Annotated in this window: 18 protein-coding genes; 7 read left to right on the forward strand and 11 right to left on the reverse strand. The window is 73.4% G+C overall.

Annotation, left to right across the window (positions count from 1 at the left end):
* Positions 1-58: 58 nt before the first annotated feature.
* Genes ACWC5C_RS26950 through pdhA form a run of 6 tightly spaced genes read right to left on the reverse strand, consistent with a single transcriptional unit; the run spans position 59 to position 7228 of the window.
* Complete coding sequence (locus ACWC5C_RS26950) at positions 59-1117, reverse strand: potassium channel family protein (protein WP_450879368.1); 1059 nt, start codon at positions 1115-1117, stop codon at positions 59-61.
* The gene (locus tag ACWC5C_RS26955; protein ID WP_450879370.1) at positions 1114-2937 is read right to left on the reverse strand and encodes a molybdopterin molybdotransferase MoeA; all 1824 of its coding nucleotides are present in this window, start codon (positions 2935-2937) and stop codon (positions 1114-1116) included. Before ACWC5C_RS26955 ends, ACWC5C_RS26950 begins: the two co-directional genes overlap by 4 nt.
* Positions 2934-3752: an NTP transferase domain-containing protein gene (locus ACWC5C_RS26960; RefSeq protein ID WP_450879372.1), complete on the reverse strand. Its 819-nt coding sequence runs from the start codon at positions 3750-3752 to the stop codon at positions 2934-2936. The genes ACWC5C_RS26955 and ACWC5C_RS26960 overlap by 4 nt, the downstream gene beginning before the upstream one ends.
* Positions 3753-3768: 16 nt before the next feature.
* A complete protein-coding gene (locus ACWC5C_RS26965) occupies positions 3769-5070 on the reverse strand; it encodes a dihydrolipoamide acetyltransferase family protein (RefSeq protein WP_450879374.1) in 1302 nt (433 codons plus the stop codon).
* A complete protein-coding gene (locus tag ACWC5C_RS26970) occupies positions 5070-6104 on the reverse strand; it encodes an alpha-ketoacid dehydrogenase subunit beta (RefSeq protein WP_450879376.1) in 1035 nt (344 codons plus the stop codon). The genes ACWC5C_RS26965 and ACWC5C_RS26970 overlap by 1 nt, the downstream gene beginning before the upstream one ends.
* Entirely contained in the window at positions 6101-7228 is a 1128-nt protein-coding gene (pdhA, locus tag ACWC5C_RS26975) for a pyruvate dehydrogenase (acetyl-transferring) E1 component subunit alpha (RefSeq protein WP_450879378.1), read from the reverse strand. The genes ACWC5C_RS26970 and pdhA overlap by 4 nt, the downstream gene beginning before the upstream one ends.
* A 180-nt stretch (positions 7229-7408) precedes the next feature.
* Here pdhA and ACWC5C_RS26980 point away from each other — a divergent pair, with 180 nt between their 5' ends.
* Positions 7409-7897 (forward strand): Lrp/AsnC family transcriptional regulator, encoded by a 489-nt coding sequence (locus ACWC5C_RS26980; protein WP_385445484.1) that lies wholly within the window; start codon positions 7409-7411, stop codon positions 7895-7897.
* On the opposite strand, the gene ACWC5C_RS26985 is transcribed toward ACWC5C_RS26980, so the two are convergent.
* Together ACWC5C_RS26985 and ACWC5C_RS26990 are read right to left on the reverse strand one after the other, a co-directional pair.
* Positions 7894-8502: a TetR/AcrR family transcriptional regulator gene (locus ACWC5C_RS26985; RefSeq protein ID WP_450879380.1), complete on the reverse strand. Its 609-nt coding sequence runs from the start codon at positions 8500-8502 to the stop codon at positions 7894-7896. The two genes, ACWC5C_RS26980 and ACWC5C_RS26985, sit on opposite strands and share 4 nt — an antisense overlap.
* Before the next feature lie 2 nt (positions 8503-8504).
* The gene (locus tag ACWC5C_RS26990) at positions 8505-10097 is read right to left on the reverse strand and encodes a 3-hydroxyacyl-CoA dehydrogenase (protein ID WP_450879382.1); all 1593 of its coding nucleotides are present in this window, start codon (positions 10095-10097) and stop codon (positions 8505-8507) included.
* Positions 10098-10231: 134 nt separating this feature from the next.
* Between ACWC5C_RS26990 and paaN the strand changes: the two genes are divergently transcribed.
* Positions 10232-11953 carry a phenylacetic acid degradation protein PaaN gene (gene paaN / locus ACWC5C_RS26995; protein WP_450879384.1) on the forward strand — a complete coding sequence of 574 codons (1722 nt, stop codon included), beginning with the start codon at positions 10232-10234 and terminating at the stop codon, positions 11951-11953.
* Here the strand turns inward: paaN and ACWC5C_RS27000 are convergent.
* The 3 genes from ACWC5C_RS27000 to ACWC5C_RS27010 all read right to left on the reverse strand — a co-directional run bounded on the left by ACWC5C_RS27000 (position 11950) and on the right by ACWC5C_RS27010 (position 14821).
* Complete coding sequence (locus ACWC5C_RS27000; RefSeq protein ID WP_450879386.1) at positions 11950-12723, reverse strand: TrmH family RNA methyltransferase; 774 nt, start codon at positions 12721-12723, stop codon at positions 11950-11952. The two genes, paaN and ACWC5C_RS27000, sit on opposite strands and share 4 nt — an antisense overlap.
* Before the next feature lie 164 nt (positions 12724-12887).
* Entirely contained in the window at positions 12888-14147 is a 1260-nt protein-coding gene (locus ACWC5C_RS27005) for an HTTM domain-containing protein (protein ID WP_450879448.1), read from the reverse strand.
* Between the two features lie 2 nt (positions 14148-14149).
* Complete coding sequence (locus ACWC5C_RS27010; RefSeq protein WP_450879388.1) at positions 14150-14821, reverse strand: DUF5819 family protein; 672 nt, start codon at positions 14819-14821, stop codon at positions 14150-14152.
* Between the two features lie 222 nt (positions 14822-15043).
* Here ACWC5C_RS27010 and paaA point away from each other — a divergent pair, with 222 nt between their 5' ends.
* Genes paaA through ACWC5C_RS27035 form a run of 5 tightly spaced genes read left to right on the forward strand, consistent with a single transcriptional unit; the run spans position 15044 to position 18609 of the window.
* A complete protein-coding gene (gene paaA / locus ACWC5C_RS27015) occupies positions 15044-16000 on the forward strand; it encodes a 1,2-phenylacetyl-CoA epoxidase subunit PaaA (protein WP_450879390.1) in 957 nt (318 codons plus the stop codon).
* On the forward strand, positions 15997-16293 hold the full coding sequence (paaB, locus tag ACWC5C_RS27020; protein ID WP_385446005.1) for a 1,2-phenylacetyl-CoA epoxidase subunit PaaB: 297 nt from the start codon (positions 15997-15999) through the stop codon (positions 16291-16293). Before paaA ends, paaB begins: the two co-directional genes overlap by 4 nt.
* Complete coding sequence (gene paaC / locus ACWC5C_RS27025; RefSeq protein WP_450879392.1) at positions 16290-16991, forward strand: 1,2-phenylacetyl-CoA epoxidase subunit PaaC; 702 nt, start codon at positions 16290-16292, stop codon at positions 16989-16991. Before paaB ends, paaC begins: the two co-directional genes overlap by 4 nt.
* On the forward strand, positions 16985-17500 hold the full coding sequence (gene paaD, locus ACWC5C_RS27030) for a 1,2-phenylacetyl-CoA epoxidase subunit PaaD (protein ID WP_450879394.1): 516 nt from the start codon (positions 16985-16987) through the stop codon (positions 17498-17500). The genes paaC and paaD overlap by 7 nt, the downstream gene beginning before the upstream one ends.
* Positions 17500-18609 carry a 2Fe-2S iron-sulfur cluster-binding protein gene (locus tag ACWC5C_RS27035; protein ID WP_450879396.1) on the forward strand — a complete coding sequence of 370 codons (1110 nt, stop codon included), beginning with the start codon at positions 17500-17502 and terminating at the stop codon, positions 18607-18609. The genes paaD and ACWC5C_RS27035 overlap by 1 nt, the downstream gene beginning before the upstream one ends.
* Positions 18610-18664: the final 55 nt, after the last annotated feature.

Consider the following 18664-nt stretch of genomic DNA (forward strand, 5'->3'; position numbering starts at 1 on the left):
GGGGCGTCGCTACTCCGAGGGCGCCGCTACTCCGGGGCGTCGCTACTCCGGGGCGTCGCTACTCCGGGGGCGTCGGCGCGCGAACGATGGTGATCAGTCGGTCGGCGGCCTGCAGCGGGCTCGCGTCGGGGTCGTCGTACGCGAGCAGCCGGTGCCCGCGCCGTACGGACACCACGAGGTCCTCCGTATCCCGCACCGACCTGCCCACCTCGGCCTTCACCACCGTGCGCTCCACCAGGTCCAGACCGCTGCCCTGCTGGATCAGGTCCTCGATCACCGCGCCCGCGGTCGGCGACTGCACGCTCAGCCCCAGCAGCCGTCCCGCCGCGCTCGCGCTCGTGATCACCGCGTCGGCGCCCGACTGGCGCAGCAGCGGCGCGTTCTCCTCCTCGCGCACCGCCGCCACGATGTTCGCGGACTTGTTGATCTGCCGCGCGGTCAGCGTGACCAGCACCGCCGTATCGTCCCGCTGGGTCGCGATCACGAACTGGCGGGCCCGCTGCGCCTCCGCCCGCAGCAGCACATCGCTGCGGGTCGCGTCCCCCACGACGCCCACGTACCCCTCCGAGGTCGCGGACTCGATCACCTTGTGGTTCGGATCGACCACGACCACCCGCCCCTTGGGCAGCCCGCCCGCGACGAGCGTCTGGACGGCGGACCGTCCCTTGGTGCCGAAGCCGATGACGACGGTGTGATCGCGCAAGGCGGACCTCCAGCGGTTCAGGCGGTATTGCTCGCGGGTGCGCTCGGCGAGGACTTCGAGGGTGGTGCCGACCAGGATGATCAGGAACAGCACGCGCAACGGGGTGACCAGCAGGATGTTGGTGAGCCGTGCGCTGTCGCTGTGCGGGACGATGTCGCCGTAGCCGGTCGTGGACAGCGTCACGGTGGAGTAGTAGACGGAGTCGAGGAAGTCGACGTTGTCGTCGGCGTTGTCGTGGTAGCCGCTGCGGTCCATGTAGACGATCAGGACCGTCAGGACGAGGACGAGCAGCGCCAGCAGCAGTCGGCGGAGCACCTGGCGCAGCGGGCCGTCCGGGTAGCGCGGCAGGTGGACACGGTGGCCGGTGTCCTCGGGTGGCGTACGGGCCGCCGCGTCATGACTGGGCAGCTTCACGCGTGGCCCTCCTGGGTGCGTATGCCATCGTCGTCCTCCTGCTGGCTTCTGCCGCCGCTGGTCCTGCTGTTCTCGCCGATCCCGGCGTTCCCGGCGTTCCCGGCGCTCCCAGTGGCCCAGGGCAGCTCCAGCACCTCGACCTCCGCGCCGCGCCCGGCCCCGCCCGGCGGGATCACCGCGAGACCGTCCGCGACGGCGACGCCGCGCAGCATGGCCGGACCGCTGAAGCGCAGCGGCCGCGCCTCGTCGTACTCGTCGTACCGGAACGCCACCGGCACCAGCCGGGTGTCCTGCGGATGCCCGCTCACCGCCTCGGCCAGCGACGCCGGGTGGCGCTCGGGCGCGGGGCGGCCCGCCAGCGTCCGCAGCAGCGGCTCCGCGAGCGTCAGCAGCCCCGATACGGCGGCCAGCGGATTACCGGGCAGGCCGACCAGATGCCGCTCGGGCCCGAGGCGGGCCAGCAGCATCGGATGGCCCGGCCGCACCTCCACCCCGTCCACCAGCAGCTCGGCCCCCAGCCGGTGCAGCGTGGGGTGCACGTGGTCCACCGGGCCCGCGGCCGTGCCCCCGGTCGTCACGATCAGGTCCGCCGGTGATCCCTGGATCGCCGCGTACAGCGCGTCCGCATCGTCGGCGATCCGGCGGGTGCCTGTCACCTCCGCGCCCAGCGCCCGCAGCCACGGCCCCAGCATGGGCCCAAGCGCGTCCCGGATGGCGCCCTCGCGGGGCAGCCCGCGGTGCAGCAGCTCGTCCCCGAGGACCAGCACCTCCACGCGCGGCCGGCGCACGGTCGCCACCTCGTCGTACCCGGCGGCGGCCGCGAGCCCCAGCACGGCGGGGGTGACCCGCGTGCCCGCGGGCAGCAGCTGATCGCCGCTGCGGCACTCCTGGCCGCGGGGGCGGATGTCCTGCCCGAAGCCGACCGGCCGGGGGGCGCTCGCCGCGTGCAGCCAGCCGTCCCCGGTGTCCGTGCCGTACTCCGTGCGCAGCACGGCGGTGGCGCCGGGCGGGATGCGGGCGCCGGTGGCGATCCGCACCGCGTGCCCGTCGGACAGCGGCTCGACGGCGCCGGTCCCGGCCAGGATCCCGCGCCCGGCCTTGCCGCTCGCGGTGAGCCGCCAGGGGCCGGGTCCGGCCAGGGCCCAGCCGTCCATGGCGGACGTGTCGAACGGCGGCAGGTCGGTCAGCGCGGTGAGGGGTTCGGCGAGGACGTGGCCGAGCGCGTCGTCCAGCGGGCGCGGGACGGGCGCCGCGGTGGCCCTGGCGGGAGCGGCGCGGGCGGCTCGGGCGGCGATGCGGCGGGCGTCTGGCCAGGCAGTCAGGGGAGCCTCGGGTTTGTCGGGTGCGGGTCCGGGTGGGTGCGCGTCGGGTGCGTTGTCGGGTGCGGGGGCGAGGCCTCCGGGACGAGGGTCCTGGACCGTATATTTACGGCGCCGGGAGCCCCGAGGCGCGGAGTCGTCCGGAAGTCCACGGCGCCACAAATACACGTCAGCGTCCAGGACCCCCGCCCCTGCGACCCCGCCCCCTCCCGGGTACGGCGGCTCTCCCTCCGGTGGCCCCGCTTCCGGTCGATCCAGGGTCGGCGGCGGCCAGCCCAGCTCATCGTCGGGCTCGGGCGGGCTCGATTTCCGGCTGTCGGGGCCCCCGTGGCGGATCGTGCGCGCCACGCTCGGCGGGGGCCAGCCCAGCTCGGGGTCCGGCACGTCCGGCGGCGGCGATGCCCGTTTCGCGGTGGCCTGCTCGTTGGCCAGGGCCAGGGCCTCGTCCACCTGGCGGTCGAGCTTGTTCACGTCCCCGGAACGGGGGTCCCGCTGGGTCATTCCTCGTCAGCCCAACGCGCCGCCAGGGCCGCCGCCTTGCGGCTGGCGTCGGCCAGGGCCTCGGGGCCGCCGCCCTGCTGCGCGGCGGCGTAGCCGACGAGGAACGTGGTCAGCGGGGCGGCGGGCCGGGCGACGCCGTGCGCGGCGTCCCGGGCCAGGTCGAGGAGGGCGGCGGTGTCGACGTCGAGGTCGATCCCGAGTTCCGCTTTGACTGCGGCAATCCATTCTTCCAGCACCCGTCCATGCTCCCTGATCCGCGCACGGGCGGTGGTGATGTCCTCCCAGGTGTCGCAGTCGAAGGACGCGGTGGCGTGCGGGATGTGGTGGAGGTTCAGCTCGGTGGTGAGCAACCGGAGCGGCAGCCCGCCGAGACCGCCGTGCTCGGCGGCGAGCAGGGCGATCTCACGCCGCAGCGGTTCGGCGCGGTAGGCGGCGACGAGGGGCTGCTCGCGCCCGTCGGGGTCGGTGAGCACGGCGCCGTCGGCCTGTCCGAGCCCGGCGAGCAGGGTTCGCACGGTCTCCCCGGTGAGGAACGGCAGGTCGGCGGAGAGCAGCAGGACCACGGGGGCGGTGGTCCCCCGTACGCCCGCGTCGACGGCCGCGACCGGCCCGCCACCGGGCGGCTCCTCCCGCGCCCACCGCACGGGCCGTACGGTGGGTCGGCGCGGGCCGACGACGACGGTCTGCCCGGCTCCCCGGCAGGCCCCGAGCACCCGGTCCAGCAGGGCCCGTCCGCCCACGCGCAGCGCGGGCTTGTCCACGCCACCGAGCCGCCGGGCGGCACCCCCGGCCAGGATCACCGCGTCATAGGTCACCCTCCGAGTATGGCCGCTACAACCCCCGCAGCAGCACGGAGGGCTGCTCGACGCAGTCCGCCACGTACCGCAGGAACCCGCCTGCCGTCCCGCCGTCGCACACCCGGTGGTCGAAGGTGAACGACAGCTGCACGACGTGGCGGACCGCCAGTTCGCCGTGGTGCACCCACGGTTTCTGGGCGATGCGGCCGACACCGAGCATGGCCGCCTCGGGGTGGTTGATGATCGGCGTGGAGCCGTCGACCCCGAACACGCCGTAGTTGTTGAGCGTGAACGTGCCGCCCGTGAGGTCGGCCGGGGTCAGCGCGCCCGCTCGCGCGGCCTCGGTCAGGCGCCCTATCTCGGTGGCCAGCCCCTCGACGCTGCGGGTATGGGCGTCACGGACGACGGGGACGACGAGTCCACGGTCGGTTTGCGCCGCGAAGCCGAGGTGCACACCGCTGAGTTTGACCACTTCGCGGCGTTCCATGTCCACCGTGGAGTTGAGGTCGGGGAAGCGCGCGAGGGCGGCCGTGCAGATGCGGGCCAGCAGGGCGAGGACGGAGATCTTGGGGCCGCCGGTGGCGTTCATGGCGGTGCGGGCGGCGAGCAGTTCGGTCGCGTCGGCGTCCACCCAGCAGGTCGCGTCGGGGATCTCGCGGCGGCTGCGGGCGAGCTTGTCGGCCACGGCTCCCCGGACCCCGCGCAGGGGGACGCGCTCCCCGTGCTCCTCACTCACCGTCTTCGCCGTGCCGGTGCCGGGCATGGGGATGGCCCGCTCGACGTCGGCGCGCAGAATCAGGCCCTCGGGGCCGGAGCCCACCAGCTGCCGCAGATCGATGCCGTGCTGCCGGGCCAGCCGCCGGACCAGGGGAGAGATCACCGGAACGGGGCCCTCCCGGGTCTTGGTCACCACCTCTCCGTTGGCAGACGCGTTGGCAGGCCGCACCCGGCGCCGCCGTGCGGCGGGTGCGCCCGTGCCGTATCCGACGAGCACATTGCCGGAACCCTCGGCGGAGCCGGTCGCCGCACTCCGCTCACCGGACGACGCGGCGTCGTCCGAGCCGGAAGCGGAACCGCCCTCATCTGGTCCACCGGAAGACGCCACCGTCAGCAGGGGCGCGCCCACCGGCAGCTCCGTGCCCTCCTCGCCGAAGCGCGCGGTCACCACCCCGGCATACGGACACGGCACGTCCACCATGGCCTTCGCGGTCTCGACCTCCACGACCGGCTGGTCGACCGCGACGACGTCGCCGACCTCGACCAGCCACCGCACGATCTCGGCCCCGGTGAGCCCCTCCCCCAGGTCGGGCAGCGTGAACTCCCGCACGACGGCCATCAGACCCTGCTCCCCTCGGTCCACTCCGACTCCCACTGCAACCGGGCGACGGCGTCCAGCACCCGGTCCACGCCGGGCAGATGGTGCCGCTCCAGCATCGGCGGCGGATACGGGATGTCGAACCCGGCGACCCGCAGCACCGGCGCCTCCAGGTGGTGGAAGCACCGCTCGGTCACGCGGGCGGCGATCTCGCCGCCGGGGCCGCCGAAACCGGCGGCCTCGTGGACCACGACCGCCCGGCCGGTGCGGCGCACGGAGGCGCACACGGTGTCGTCGTCGAAGGGGACCAGCGAGCGCAGGTCCACGACCTCCAGGTGCCAGCCCTCGGCCCGCGCCGCCTCGGCGGCTTCGAGACAGACCGGGACGGAGGGCCCGTACGAGATCAGAGTGGCGCTCCGGCCCCCGGTCCCGGCGTGGTGCACCACCGCCCGCCCGATCGGCGGGACCTCGGCGGGGCGCTCGGGGTCCCAGTCGGACTTGGACCAGTACAGCCGCTTGGGTTCGAGGAAGACGACCGGATCGTCGGAGGCGATGGCGGCCCGCAGCAGCCCGTACGCGTCGGCGACGGTCGCCGGGGCGACGACATGGAGGCCGGGGGTGGCCATGTAGTACGCCTCGGATGAGTCGCTGTGGTGCTCCACGCCGCCGATGCCGCCGCCGTACGGCACCCGCACGGTGAGCGGCAGCGGTACCGCGCCCCTGGTGCGGTTGCGCATGCGGGAGACATGGCTGACCAGCTGCTCGAAGGAGGGGTAGGCGAAGGCGTCGAACTGCATCTCGACCACGGGCCGCAGCCCGTACATCGCCATGCCGACGGCGGTGCCCAGGATTCCCGCCTCGGCCAGCGGCGTGTCCGTACAGCGGTCGTCGCCGAACTCCTCGGCGAGCCCGCTGGTGATCCGGAAGACGCCGCCCAGGGTGCCGACGTCCTCGCCGAGGACATGGACGGCCGGGTCGGCGGCCATGGCGTCGCGCAGCGCCCGGCCGAGGGCTTGGGCCATGGTGGCGGGCTTGCGGTCGATGGCGGTGGTCATCGCTCCCCCTCGGCGTCCAGCTCGGCCCGCAGCTGCGCGGCCTGCTCCCGCAGCTGACCGGTCTTCTCGGCGTAGACGTGCTCGAACAGCTCCAGGGGGTCGAGGACCGGATCCTGGTGCATGCGGGTGCGCAGATCGGCGGCCAGCCGCTCCGCCGAGTCGCGCACGGCCTGGACGCCGTCGTCGTCCAGCAGCCCCCGGTCCCGCATGGCCCCCTCAAGGAGCGCGATCGGGTCGTGCTCGCGCCAGGCCTCGACCTCGGCGTCGGAGCGGTAGCGGGTGGCGTCGTCGGCGTTGGTGTGGGCGTCGACCCGGTAGGTGACGGCCTCGACCAGCGTGGGGCCGCCACCGCCCCGGGCCCGGCGGACGGCCTCGCCGAGGACGTGGTGCACGGCGGCCGCGTCGTTGCCGTCGACCAGGCGGCCGGGCATCCCGTAGCCGACCGCCTTGTGGGACAGCGAGGGGGCGGCGGTCTGCTTGGCGAGCGGGACGGAGATCGCGAAGCCGTTGTTCTGGATCAGGAAGACGACCGGGGCCTGCCAGACGGCCGCGAAGTTGAGCGCCTCGTGGAAGTCGCCCTCGCTGGTGCCGCCGTCGCCGACCAGGGCGAGCGCCACGACGTCGTCGCCCTTGAGGCGCGCGGCGTGGGCCAGGCCCACCGCGTGCGGCAGCTGGGTGGCCAGCGGGGTGCTCAGCGGGGCGACCCGGTGCTCCCGGGGGTCGTAGCCCGAGTGCCAGTCGCCGCGCAGCAGGGTGAGGGCCCGGACGGGGTCGAGCCCCCGGACGACGGCGGCCAGGGTGTCGCGGTAGCTGGGAAAGAGCCAGTCCCGCTCCTCCAGCACCAGGCCGGCGGCCACCTGGCACGCCTCCTGCCCGGTCGAGGAGGGGTAGACGGCCAGGCGGCCCTGCCGGGTGAGGGCGGTGGCCTGGACGTTGTACCGGCGGCCGTGGACCAGCTCCCGGTGGAGCCGGGTCAGCAGGTCGGGGTCGAGGTCAGCGGCGGCGGAGGTGCCCAGCATGCGGTACGGCTCGGGGTCGGGCAGCAGCGGTGCGGCGTCGGTGCGGGGCCGCCAGGCGGGCGGGGGAGTGGGGCGGTAGGCGCCGGGCTGCTCTAGGACCGTCATGACACGACCTCCTGGGCGGGCAGACTGCTGGAGGGCGGGCGTGCCGTGCGGCATCGCCCTCACCTACCGATTGTTCGGTCGTTGACGCATTTTGGCTACAGGCGGCCTGAGCCTGTGGACAAACGGTTCTCCACAGCCTGAGATGAAAACAGGACGTCCATGATGGGGAGGCGGGGCGGTATGCAGGGCGAACAGATGGCCAATCCGGACGGCAAACCTCCCGCGCGCCCGCTGGATCCCATCGACCGCGACATCCTGCGGCTGCTCCGGACGGACGGGCGCGCCTCCATACGCTCGGTGGCCGAGCAGGTGCACGTCTCGCGCGCCAACGCCTACGCGCGGATCAACCGGCTTCTGGACGACGGGGTGATCCGGGGCTTCAGCGCCCGGGTGGACCAGGAGCGGGCCGGGCAGGGGGCGTCCGCGTACATCACGCTGAAGATCGTGCAGAACTCCTGGCGCACCGTGCGCGAACAGCTCAGGCTGCTGCCGGGAGCGGCGCACATCGCCCTGGTCAGCGGGGATTTCGATGTGCTGCTACTGGTGCACACCGAGGACAACCGCTCGCTGCGCGAGCTGGTCCTCACCCGGATCCAGGCCATACCGGAGGTGCTGAGCACCCGCACCCTGCTGGTCTTCGAGGAAACGGACCTGGACCCGGAGGTCTAGGGGGCGGCCTGGTCCCCGGGGACGCGCAGGCCCGCGAAGGCCGTACGGACCACGGCCTCGGCCACCTCGTCGGCGCCCGCGGCCCCGCCCCGGCCCGGCCGGTACCACTCCACAATGGAGTTGATCATGCCGAAGAGCAGCCGGGTCGCCAGCCGCGCGTCCACGTCGGCGCGCAGATCGCCGTCGGCGGCCGCCCGCTTGAGCAGGGCGGCGACCTCGTGGTCGAACTCCCTCCGGCGCTCCATGGCCCACCGCTCGGTGTCCGTGTTGCCGCGCACGCGCAGCAGCAGCGTGACGTACGGCAGCTCCTCCATCAGCACCTCGGCGGTGCGCCGGGTCACGTACTCCAGCCGTCCGATCGCCCGGCCGTCGCGCGCGCCCGGCTCCTGGAGGATGCCGAACAGCCCGTCCAGCGCACGGCTTATGGCCCGCTTGAGCAGCTCTTCCTTGCCCTTGACGTGGTGGTAGATCGACGACTTGGAGATCCCGGCGGCGCGGGAGAGATGCTCCATGGAGGTGCCGTCGTACCCGCGCTCGTTGAACACCTCCACGGCGACCGCGAGCAGCGATTCGGGCGTATAGGTGTCGCGCTTGGCCATGGTCATGATTAGAGCAGCTTTCCTTGGGTGGCAGCACGCCGGATCAGGGCCTGTGAGGGGGCGTAGCGGCCGGTGGGCCAGGCGTCGTGGAGGTTTTCCAGGACATCACACACCCAGGCGGCACCGAGCTGGTCCCCCCACCGCAGCGGACCGCGCGGATAGTTGACGCCGGTGCGCATGGCGGTGTCGATGTCCCCGGCGCTCGCCACCCCTCGGGCGACGGCGTCAGCGGCGAAGTCCACGAGCATCGCGACGGTGCGGGCCACGATCATGCCGGGGAGGTCTTCCACCACGCTCACCTGCTTGCCGAGCGCCTGGAAGAGCCCCGTCGCGGCCGCGGTGGCCTCCGGCGCGGCGGTCGCGGAGGGGGCGAGCGCGATGCGGGTGGCGGCGCGGTAGTCCAGTGCCAGGTCGAACCGGATGCCGGGGGCGGACGGGTCCGTGGTGGCGGCGGAGCCGTCGGTCAGGGACAGCCGGGTGCCGTCGGGCAGCGCGAGGAAGCCCCCTTGCCCGGCCTCCGCCCCGGGCTCCGGTTTCACGTGAAACGTCCTCCCCCGCCGTTTCTGAACGGGGGCCGGGGACCGGACCAGCGCGATGCCCGCCTCTTCTATGAGCGGCACGAGCCCGGCGGCGGGGCCCAGATCCCCATGGAGGGCGACCTTCGCGGGGGCCTCGCACGGCTCGGCGGTGTGCGGGCGGGGGCGCGGCGCTTCGTCGGCGTGGTCGTACCAGCCACGGCCGGTCTTGCGCCCGTGGAGCCCGGCGTCGACCAGGCGGCGCTGGGCGAGGGACGGAGTGAATTTCGGATCGTGGAACAGCGATTCCCAGACGGATCGGGTGACGGCCTCGTTCACGTCCTGGCCGATGAGGTCGGTCAGCTCGAACGGGCCCATCCGGAAGCCGCCGGACTCGCGCAGCACGGCGTCGATGGTGGCGGGGTCGGCGCCGCCCTCCTCGTACAGCCGGAAGGCCTCGGCGTAGAAGGGGCGGGCGATCCGGTTGACGATGAATCCGGGGGTGTCGGCGCAGCGCACCGGGGTCTTGCCCCATGCGGCGACGGTGCCGTACGCGCGGTCGGCGGCGGCCCGGTCGGTGGCGAAGCCGCGGACGACCTCGACCAGCGGCAGCACCGGGGCCGGGTTGAAGAAGTGGAGGCCGACGAGGCGGCCCGGGCAGCGGAGGGCGCCCGCTACGGCCGTGACGGAGAGGGAGGAGGTGTTGGTGGCGAGCAGACAGCGGTCGGAGACGACGGTTTCGAGGGCGGTGAACAGCTGCTGCTTGGCGCCCAGTTCCTCCAGGATGGCCTCGATGGCCAGCTCGGTGTCGGCGAGGTCGGCGAGCCGGTCGACGGGGGCGAGGCGGCCGAGGGCGGCGTCGCGGTCGGCGGCGGCGAGGGCGCCCTTGGCGACCAGCCTGCCGAGGCGGGCCGCGATGGCGTCCGCCGCCTGGGCGGCGCGGCCGGGCGCGGCGTCATAGAGCCGCACCGGGTGCCCGGCGGCCAGCGCCACCTGGGCGATTCCCTGGCCCATGGTGCCGGTGCCGACGACGGCTACGGTGCTGGTGCGCGGGAGCCCACGGTCGCTGGTGCCGCTCGCAGTCATACGGCTGATCCTTTTCGACGAAGTTATCCACAGGTCCGCCAGCCCCTCTTGTCCCGACCGATCGTTCGGTTAATCTAACTCTGTCGCCACTTCCAGCCCAGCTCAATCCCAGCTCGACGAGGAGTTGGTCAGCCGTGACCGCCGGACTCACCACAGACCAGTTGACGAAGACGCACCGTCCCACCCTCGACCAGGCCCTGGAGGCGATCCGTACCCGCGCCTATTGGTCCCCGCACCCCGAACATCCGAAGGCGTACGGCGGGGAGGGCCAGGGCGGGCGCCCGAGCCTGAGCGTCGCCGAGGGCCAGACCGCCTTCGAGGCGCTGCGCGGCACGCGCCTGGAGCTGGACCAGCCGGGCACCGACGGCTGGACGGGCTCCGAGGTCTCGCCGTACGGGGCCGAGATGGGCATGGAGTATCCGCATCCGGATCTCGATGTGCTGCTTCCGGCCATGCGCGCGGGGATGCCCGCCTGGCGGGATGCCGGGCCCGAGGCGCGGGCCATGGTGTGCCTGGAGATCCTGGCCCGGATCAGCGCCCGCTCGCATGAGTTCGCGCAGGCGGTCATGCACACCAGCGGGCAGGCCTACATGATGGCGTTCCAGGCGGGCGGCCCACACGCCCAGGACCGCGGCCTGGAGGCGGTGGCGTACTCGTTCGCGGAGCAGACGCGCACGCCGGGCGCCGCCGACTGGTCCAAGCCGCAGGGCAAGCGCGATCCGCTGGAGCTGCGCAAGACCTTCACCGCCGTCCCGCGCGGCATCGCGCTGCTGATCGGCTGCAACACGTTCCCCACGTGGAACGGGTACCCGGGCCTGTTCGCCTCGCTGGCCACCGGCAACCCGGTGCTGGTCAAGCCGCATCCGCAGGCGGTGCTGCCGCTCGCGCTGACGGTCCAGGTGGCGCGCGAGGTGCTGCGGGAGGCGGGCTTCGACCCCAACCTGGTGGCGCTGGCCGCCGAGCGGCCGGACGAGGGCATCGCCAAGGTCCTCGCCGTGCGCCCCGAGATCCGGATCATCGACTACACGGGCTCGACCGCCTTCGGCGACTGGCTGGAGGCCCACGCCCGGCAGGCCCAGGTCTTCACGGAGAAGGCCGGGGTCAACACCGTCGTCATCGACTCCACCGACGACTACAAGGGCATGCTGGCCAACCTGGCGTTCTCGCTCTCCCTCTACAGCGGCCAGATGTGCACCACCCCGCAGAATCTGCTGATCCCCCGCGAGGGCATCGCCACCGACGCGGGCCCCAAGTCGTATGACGAGGTGGTGGCCGATCTGGCGGCCGCGGTCGGCGGGCTGCTGGGCGACGACGCCCGGGCGAGCGCGCTGCTCGGCGCGATCGTGGGCCCGCGGGTGCGGGAGCGGCTGGAGGCCGCCCCCGGGCTCGGCGCGGTCGCCCTCGCCTCCCGCGAGGTGACCCACCCCGAATTCCCTGGCGCCACGGTGCGTACGCCGCTGATGGTGAAGGCGGACGGAGCGCGGAAGTTCTGGGAGGGGGCGGACGCGGACGCGCCCTATCTCTCCGAATGCTTCGGCCCGGTGTCCTTCGCCGTCGCGGTCGACTCGGCGGCCGACGCGGTCGCCCTGCTGCGCCGCACCACCCGGGACAAGGGCGCGATGACGGTCGGCGCGTACACGACGTCGCCGGAGGTGGAGCGGCTGATCGAGGAGGCCTGTCTGGAGGAGTGCGCCCAGCTGTCGCTGAACCTGACCGGCGGGGTGTATGTGAACCAGACCGCAGCCTTCTCGGACTTCCACGGCTCGGGCGGCAACCCCTCGGCCAACGCCGCACTGTGCGACGGGGCGTTCGTGGCGAGCCGCTTCCGCGTGGTGGAGGTGCGCCGCCCCGCCTAGGCGGGGTCCTTCGGGGGCGCGGCGGGTCCTCCCCAGTGGAACAGGGCCATGGCCACGCTGGTGGCCAGGTTGTAGCTGGACACCTGAGGCCGCATGGGGAGGGCCACCAGCCGGGTGGCCCGCTCGCGCAGCTCCGGCGACAGCCCGTGCCGCTCGGAGCCGAAGGCCAGCAGCGCGTCATCGGGTATGACCAGGGACCGGATGTCCTCCCCCTCCGCGTCCAGGGCGTACAGCGGCCCCGGCGGAAGGGCGTCGGCCGCCAGCCGTTCGACGGCGGTGGCGAAGTGGAGGCCCGCACCCGAGCGCACCGCGTTCGGGTGCCAGGGGTCGATGTCCCCGGTGGTCACCACCCCCGTGGCCCCGAACCCGGCGGCAAGCCGGACCACGGCGCCGACGTTCCCGAGGTTGCGGGGGTTGTCCAGGACGACGACCGGCGCGGGCCTCTCCGGCCGCGCCAGGGCGTCCAGATTCCCCTGCCGCCCGCGCCGGACCGCGAGCGCGGCGACCCGGGTGGGGTGCACCCGGGGGACGAGGGCGCGCAGGGCCTGGTCGTCCACCTCCACCAGCAGGTCCGCGATCACCTTGGTGAGGTCACCGGCCAGCTCCGTCGCCAGCTCCATCGCGGCGGCCTTGTCACTGGTGACCGCTACCCGCACCTCGGCACCGAAGCGGAGCGCGTGCTTCAGCGCATGGAAGCCGTCGAGCAGCACGGTCTCGGGGGCCGTCTCGCGCCACTGCCGCACGGCCCGCGTGGCCTGGTCCTCAGTCATCCCCTCAGCGTACGGGTGCCAGGGGCGGTGACCAGGCGCTTCACCGGTGATCCGGGCCCCGCCGAGCGGATCGCCGCGTACGAAGTGATCGCCGACCCGGACCGGCTGGGCGGGCTGGAGCTGGCCGTCCTCGACGGATGACGCGCCGGGGCAGGCGCGGCCGCTCAGCCGGTGAGTGTGGGGGCGGGCTGCTCGTCGTCCGGCCGCTCGTCGTCCTCCCGCGCCCGCTGCCTGGGCAGGCGGACGGCGCGCGCGGCCAGCCGGTCGCGGACCCCGGTCGCCTTCCGGCCGGTCCAGAGCAGGAAGGCGGTCGGCAGGAACACCGCGTCCGCGGCGATGGCGGCGAGCGAGAAGAAGGGCAGGCCGAGCGCGACGGCGATGCCGATGTGCTCCAGCATCAGCAGCACCAGCATGGCGTTCTTGGCCCGGCGGTTCAGCAGGGTGAAGGGGAAGGCGACCTGGACGACGACCGTGCCGTAGGTCAGCAGCATCACCAGGGTGCCGCTGCTCGCGAGCGCGTCGGCCAGGGACGGCCAGGGGGAGAAGTAGTCCAGGTGCAGCGGGTAGTAGAGGGCGGTGCCGTCCTGCCAGCGCGATCCCTGGACCTTGTACCACCCGGCGGAGGCGTAGAGCAGGCACACCTCGCCCATGATCACCACGAGGGTGCCGTTGTGCGCCAGGTTGGCGAGCATGTCCAGGACGGTGCGCGGCTCCCCCGGTGCGTAGCGGCACGCGAGCCACCAGCCGCCCTGGACGAGCCACAGCCCCCACAGGACCGTGGCCCAGCCGAGGCCGGGCAGCGGGCCGTCGGCGGTCGGGGACAGTCCGGCGCCGGTGAAGAACTGGATCCAGGCCAGGGCGAGCCCCAGGACGGTCCACAGCACGATCCCGGTCGTATCGCGCGGCGGCTCCCGCCCGTCGTCCGGGCGGCGGGCGGCGCGGCGGGCGTCGAGCGACCAGACCTGGCCGCACCGGGTGAGCACCAGGTAGAGCGACATCAGGTGGATGAGGTTGTCGCCGCCGTCGCCGACGAAGATGGAGCGGTTCTGCAGCGCCAGCACGCCCAGCATGAACAGCACGGACATGGTGCGGGTGCGCCAGCCGAGCAGGAGCAGCAGGGCCGAGACGAGGGCGAGGGCGTAGACGGTCTCGAACCACAGGCCGCTGTCGGACCACATGAGCGCGGTGAAGGCGCGGTTGCCGTCGATGAGCTGACGGGCCATGTCCCAGTTCCAGGGGCCGTCGGGGCCGTACAGCTCCCGGCGGTGGGGCCATTCGCGGAGCAGGAAGAGCAGCCAGGTGAAGGAGAAGCCGATGCGCACCACGGCCGTCTGGTACGGGCCGAGTGCGGAGCCGGTGACGCGGGCGTGGCCGCGCGCCACGGCGGTCTGGACGCGCGCCAGGGCGGCCTGGGCAGCGGATATCGTCACCGGCGCGTCCCCTCCGGAAGGTCGGCCTCGGTCGCCGTCCACCAGGGCAGGGTCCGGTAGTACGTCTTGGTGTCGGTCTTCTCGTCGCTCCACGGCGGTGCGGCCAGCGGCGTGGTCGCGGACCGTACCTGGACGCGCTGCACCCTGCCGCCTTCCGGCTCCGGGCCGAGCCGGAGCATGACGATCCGGCGTATGTACTGCTCGGAGAGGCTGCCGCGGGTGCCGGTCGGCCGTTCCCGCGCGTCGTGCGAACCGGCGTAGAACTCCCAGGCGCGGCGCAGTTCGTTCTGCTGGGTGTGGCTGGGCAGCGGGTTGTGGTGGATGGCGGCGCCGTCCTGGGCGGAGAGGTTGGTCCAGTCGGTCGTCGCGAGGCCGCCCTCGGGGGTGCGGATCTCGGCCCGGGCCTGGATGGCGATGTCCTGCTGGAGGGGGTTGGGCGCGAAGAGCTTCCAGTTCCGCTCGAACTCCGGGTAGGTGTACTCGTCCATGGCCGCGCCGTGCCGCTTGCTGATCGTGTTGGGCGGCGAAACGCTCAGGAACGCCATCCCGAGGTGGATGGCCACGGCGACCGCGACGGCGGCGACCGCCACCGCGACGATCAGCTGTGACGGCAGTGAGAGCGCGGCGAGCCGTTCCGCCGCCTCGTCGTCCGGCTCGGTTACCGCCATGCCCCGCCCCACTCCCGATGGTCCAGGTCCCCGCACCCGGCCCGGACAGCCGCGCACCCACGGCCCCCAGGGGGTGTCCCTGCGTCCGGCACGCTACCGACGCGGCCCACCGGGCACAGCATCCTCAGCGTTATCCACAGGCTTGACACCCTACGTTCCCTCGGCACACCATTGAACCGAACGATCGGTCGGTAGGTTATTGGCCTGGCGAAGGGGCTTCGCATGACGACGATGGCGGCGGATGCCGGGGCGGAGGCCTACGAGGCGGTGTTCGACGCCGCCCTGGCCGCGGACGAGCGCATCGAGCCGCGCGACTGGATGCCCGACGCCTACCGGGCGTCCCTGGTCCGGCAGATCGCGCAGCACGCCCACTCCGAGATCATCGGCATGCAGCCCGAGGCCAACTGGATCACCCGCGCCCCCTCGCTGCGGCGCAAGGCGATCCTGATGGCGAAGGTCCAGGACGAGGCGGGCCACGGCCTGTATCTCTACAGCGCGGCGGAGACCCTGGGCACCAGCCGGGACGAGCTGCTCGACAAGCTCCACACGGGCCGCCAGAAGTACTCGTCGATCTTCAACTACCCGACGCTGACCTGGGCCGACGTGGGCGCCATCGGCTGGCTGGTGGACGGCGCGGCGATCACCAACCAGGTCCCGCTGTGCCGCTGCTCGTATGGGCCGTACGCCCGCGCGATGGTGCGGATCTGCAAGGAGGAGTCCTTCCATCAGCGCCAGGGATATGAGCTGCTGCTGGCCCTGAGCCGGGGCACCGAGGCCCAGCACGCCATGGCCCAGGACGCGGTGGACCGCTGGTGGTGGCCGTCGCTGATGATGTTCGGCCCGCCCGACGACGCCTCGGCGCACTCCGCCCAGTCGATGGCCTGGAAGATCAAGCGGCATTCCAACGACGAGCTGCGCCAGCGCTTCGTGGACATCTGCGTCCCGCAGGCCGAATCCCTCGGCCTCGCCCTCCCCGACCCCGATCTGAAGTGGAACGAGGAGCGGGGCCACCACGACTTCGGCGCGATCGACTGGGACGAGTTCGGCGAGGTGCTGCGGGGAAACGGGCCGTGCAACGCCCAGCGGATGTCCCAGCGGCGCCGGGCCCATGAGGAAGGCGCCTGGGTGCGCGAGGCGGCCGCGGTGTACGCGGCCAAGCACGGGGAGGCACAGGCATGAGCGGTAGCGGAGACGGCGCATGGCCGCTGTGGGAGGTGTTCGTCCGCGGCAGGCGCGGCCTCGCGCACACCCACGCGGGCTCGCTGCACGCCCCGGACGCGGAGATGGCCCTGCGGAACGCGCGCGATCTGTACACCCGGCGCTCGGAAGGCGTCTCGATCTGGGTGGTGCCGTCCGCCTCGGTCACCGCCTCCTCGCCGGACGAGAAGGACCCGTTCTTCGAGCCCGCCGCCGACAAGCCCTACCGGCACCCCACGTTCTACGAGATCCCGGAGGGGGTGCGGCACCTGTGACCGCGGCCCTCGCCCTGGGCGACGACGCGCTGGTGCTCTCCCACCGGCTGGGGGAGTGGGCGGGCCACGCCCCCGTGCTGGAGGAGGAGGTCGCGCTCGCCAACATCGCCCTCGACCTGCTCGGCCAGGCCCGGGTGCTGCTCTCCCTCGCCGGCGACGAGGACGAGTTGGCGTATCTGCGCGAGGAGCGGGCGTTCCGCAACGTCCAGTTGGTCGAGCAGCCCAACGGGGACTTCGCCCACACCATCGCCCGCCAGCTCTACTTCTCCACCTACCAGGAGCTGTTGTACGAGGAGCTGGCGCACGGCGACGGCCCCTTCGCGCCGCTGGCCGCCAAGGCGGTCAAGGAGGTCGCCTACCACCGCGACCACGCCGAGCACTGGACGCTGCGGCTCGGCGACGGCACGGAGGAGAGCCATCAGCGGATGCGCCACGGGGTGGACGCGCTGTGGCGGTTCACCGGTGAGCTGTTCGAACCGGTCGAGGGGTGCGAGGCCGAGTGGTCCGCGCTGCAGGGCGCCTGGCTGGAGCGCGTCAGCGCCGTCCTCACCCGGGCCACGCTGAGCGTGCCCGAGGGGCCGCGGCGCGATGGCTGGGCAGCCGGTGCCGGGCGCCAGGGCATCCACACCGAGCCGTTCGGCCCGATGCTCGCGCAGATGCAGCATCTGCACCGCAGCCACCCGGGGGCGGCGTGGTGACGCCCGCGCCCCACGCCCCCACCGCGCTCGAGGAGGAGCTGCGGCGGCTGGCCGGATCCGTGCCGGATCCCGAGCTGCCGATGGTGTCCCTGGCCGAGCTGGGCGTGCTGCGGGGGCTGCGGGTCCCGGCACCGGGCCGGGTCGAGGTCGACCTGACCCCCACCTACACCGGCTGCCCGGCGGTGGAGACGATGGCCGCCGACATCGAGCGGGTGCTGCGTGACCGCGGCATGGCCGAGGTCGAGGTCCGTACGGTGCTCGCCCCGCCCTGGACCACGGACGCGATCAGCGCCGAGGGTCGCCGCAAGCTCGCGGAGTCCGGCATCGCGCCGCCCGCACCGACGCGGGCCGCGGCGTCCGGGCCGGTGCCCATCGCGCTGACGGTGCGCTGTCCGCGCTGCGGCTCGACCGAGACCACGCTGCTCAGCCGCTTCTCCTCCACCGCGTGCAAGGCGCTGCGCCGCTGCGAGACCTGCCGCGAACCGTTCGACCACTTCAAGGAGTTGTGATGGCCGCGGAAGTGGTGCCGAGCACCGCGCCCCGCCACGGCGCGTTCCATCCGCTGCGGGTAGCGGCCGTCGACCCGCTCGCCGATGACGCGGTGGCCGTCACCCTCCGGGTGCCGCCCGCGCTGCGCGAGACGTTCCGCTTCGTCCCCGGGCAGCACATCGCGGTGCGGCGGTTCACGGACGGCGCGGAGATCCGGCGTACGTATTCGATCTGCGTCCCCGCCCCGGGGCCGGAGGGGCCGGAGCTGCTGCGGGTCGGGGTGCGGCTGGTGGAGGGCGGCGCGTTCTCCACGTACGCGCTCAAGGAGCTGGCGGCCGGGGAGGTGGTGGAGGTGATGGCCCCGGCCGGGCGGTTCGTGCTCGACCCCAGGCCCGGTCATTTCGCCGCGGTCGTCGGCGGCAGCGGCATCACACCCGTGCTCTCCATCGCCGCCACCCTGCTGGAGCGGCAGCCCGAAGCCCGGTTCTGTCTGATCCGCAGCGACCGCACCGCGGCGTCCACGATGTTCCTGGAGGAGGTCGCCGACCTCAAGGACCGCTGGCCCGACCGGTTCCAGCTGGTGTGCGCCCTCTCCCGGGAGGAACAGCAGTCCGGGCTGGTGTCCGGGCGGCTGGATCAGGAGCGGCTGACCGGGCTGCTGCCCGCGCTGCTGCCGGTGCCCTCGGTGGACGGCTGGTTCCTGTGCGGTCCGTACGGGCTGGTGCGCGCCGCCGAGCAGGCGCTGCGCGGGCTCGGGGTGCCGCGCGGCCGGGTCCATCAGGAGATCTTCCATGTGGCGGGCGAGCCCGGTGAGGGCGTCTCCCCCGCCCCCCGCCCGGCCGCCGCGTCCTCGCACAGCACGGTGACGGCGACCCTGGACGGCCGGTCGGGCAGCTGGCCGGTGCGGGACGGGGAGCCGCTGCTGGAGACCGTGCTGCGCAATCGCGCGGACGCGCCGTATGCCTGCAAGGGCGGGGTGTGCGGGACCTGCCGGGCGTTCCTGGTCTCCGGGGAGGTGCGGATGGACCGGAACTTCGCGCTGGAGCCGGACGAGGTGGAGGCGGGCTATGTGCTGTCCTGTCAGTCCCATCCGGTCGGCGAGCGGGTGGAGCTGGACTTCGACCGCTGACGTTCCCCGCTTGCGGGCGTTCCCTCCTTATAGGCGTTCCCTTCTTATAGAACGT

This window comes from Streptomyces sp. NPDC001700 (genome assembly GCF_053596435.1).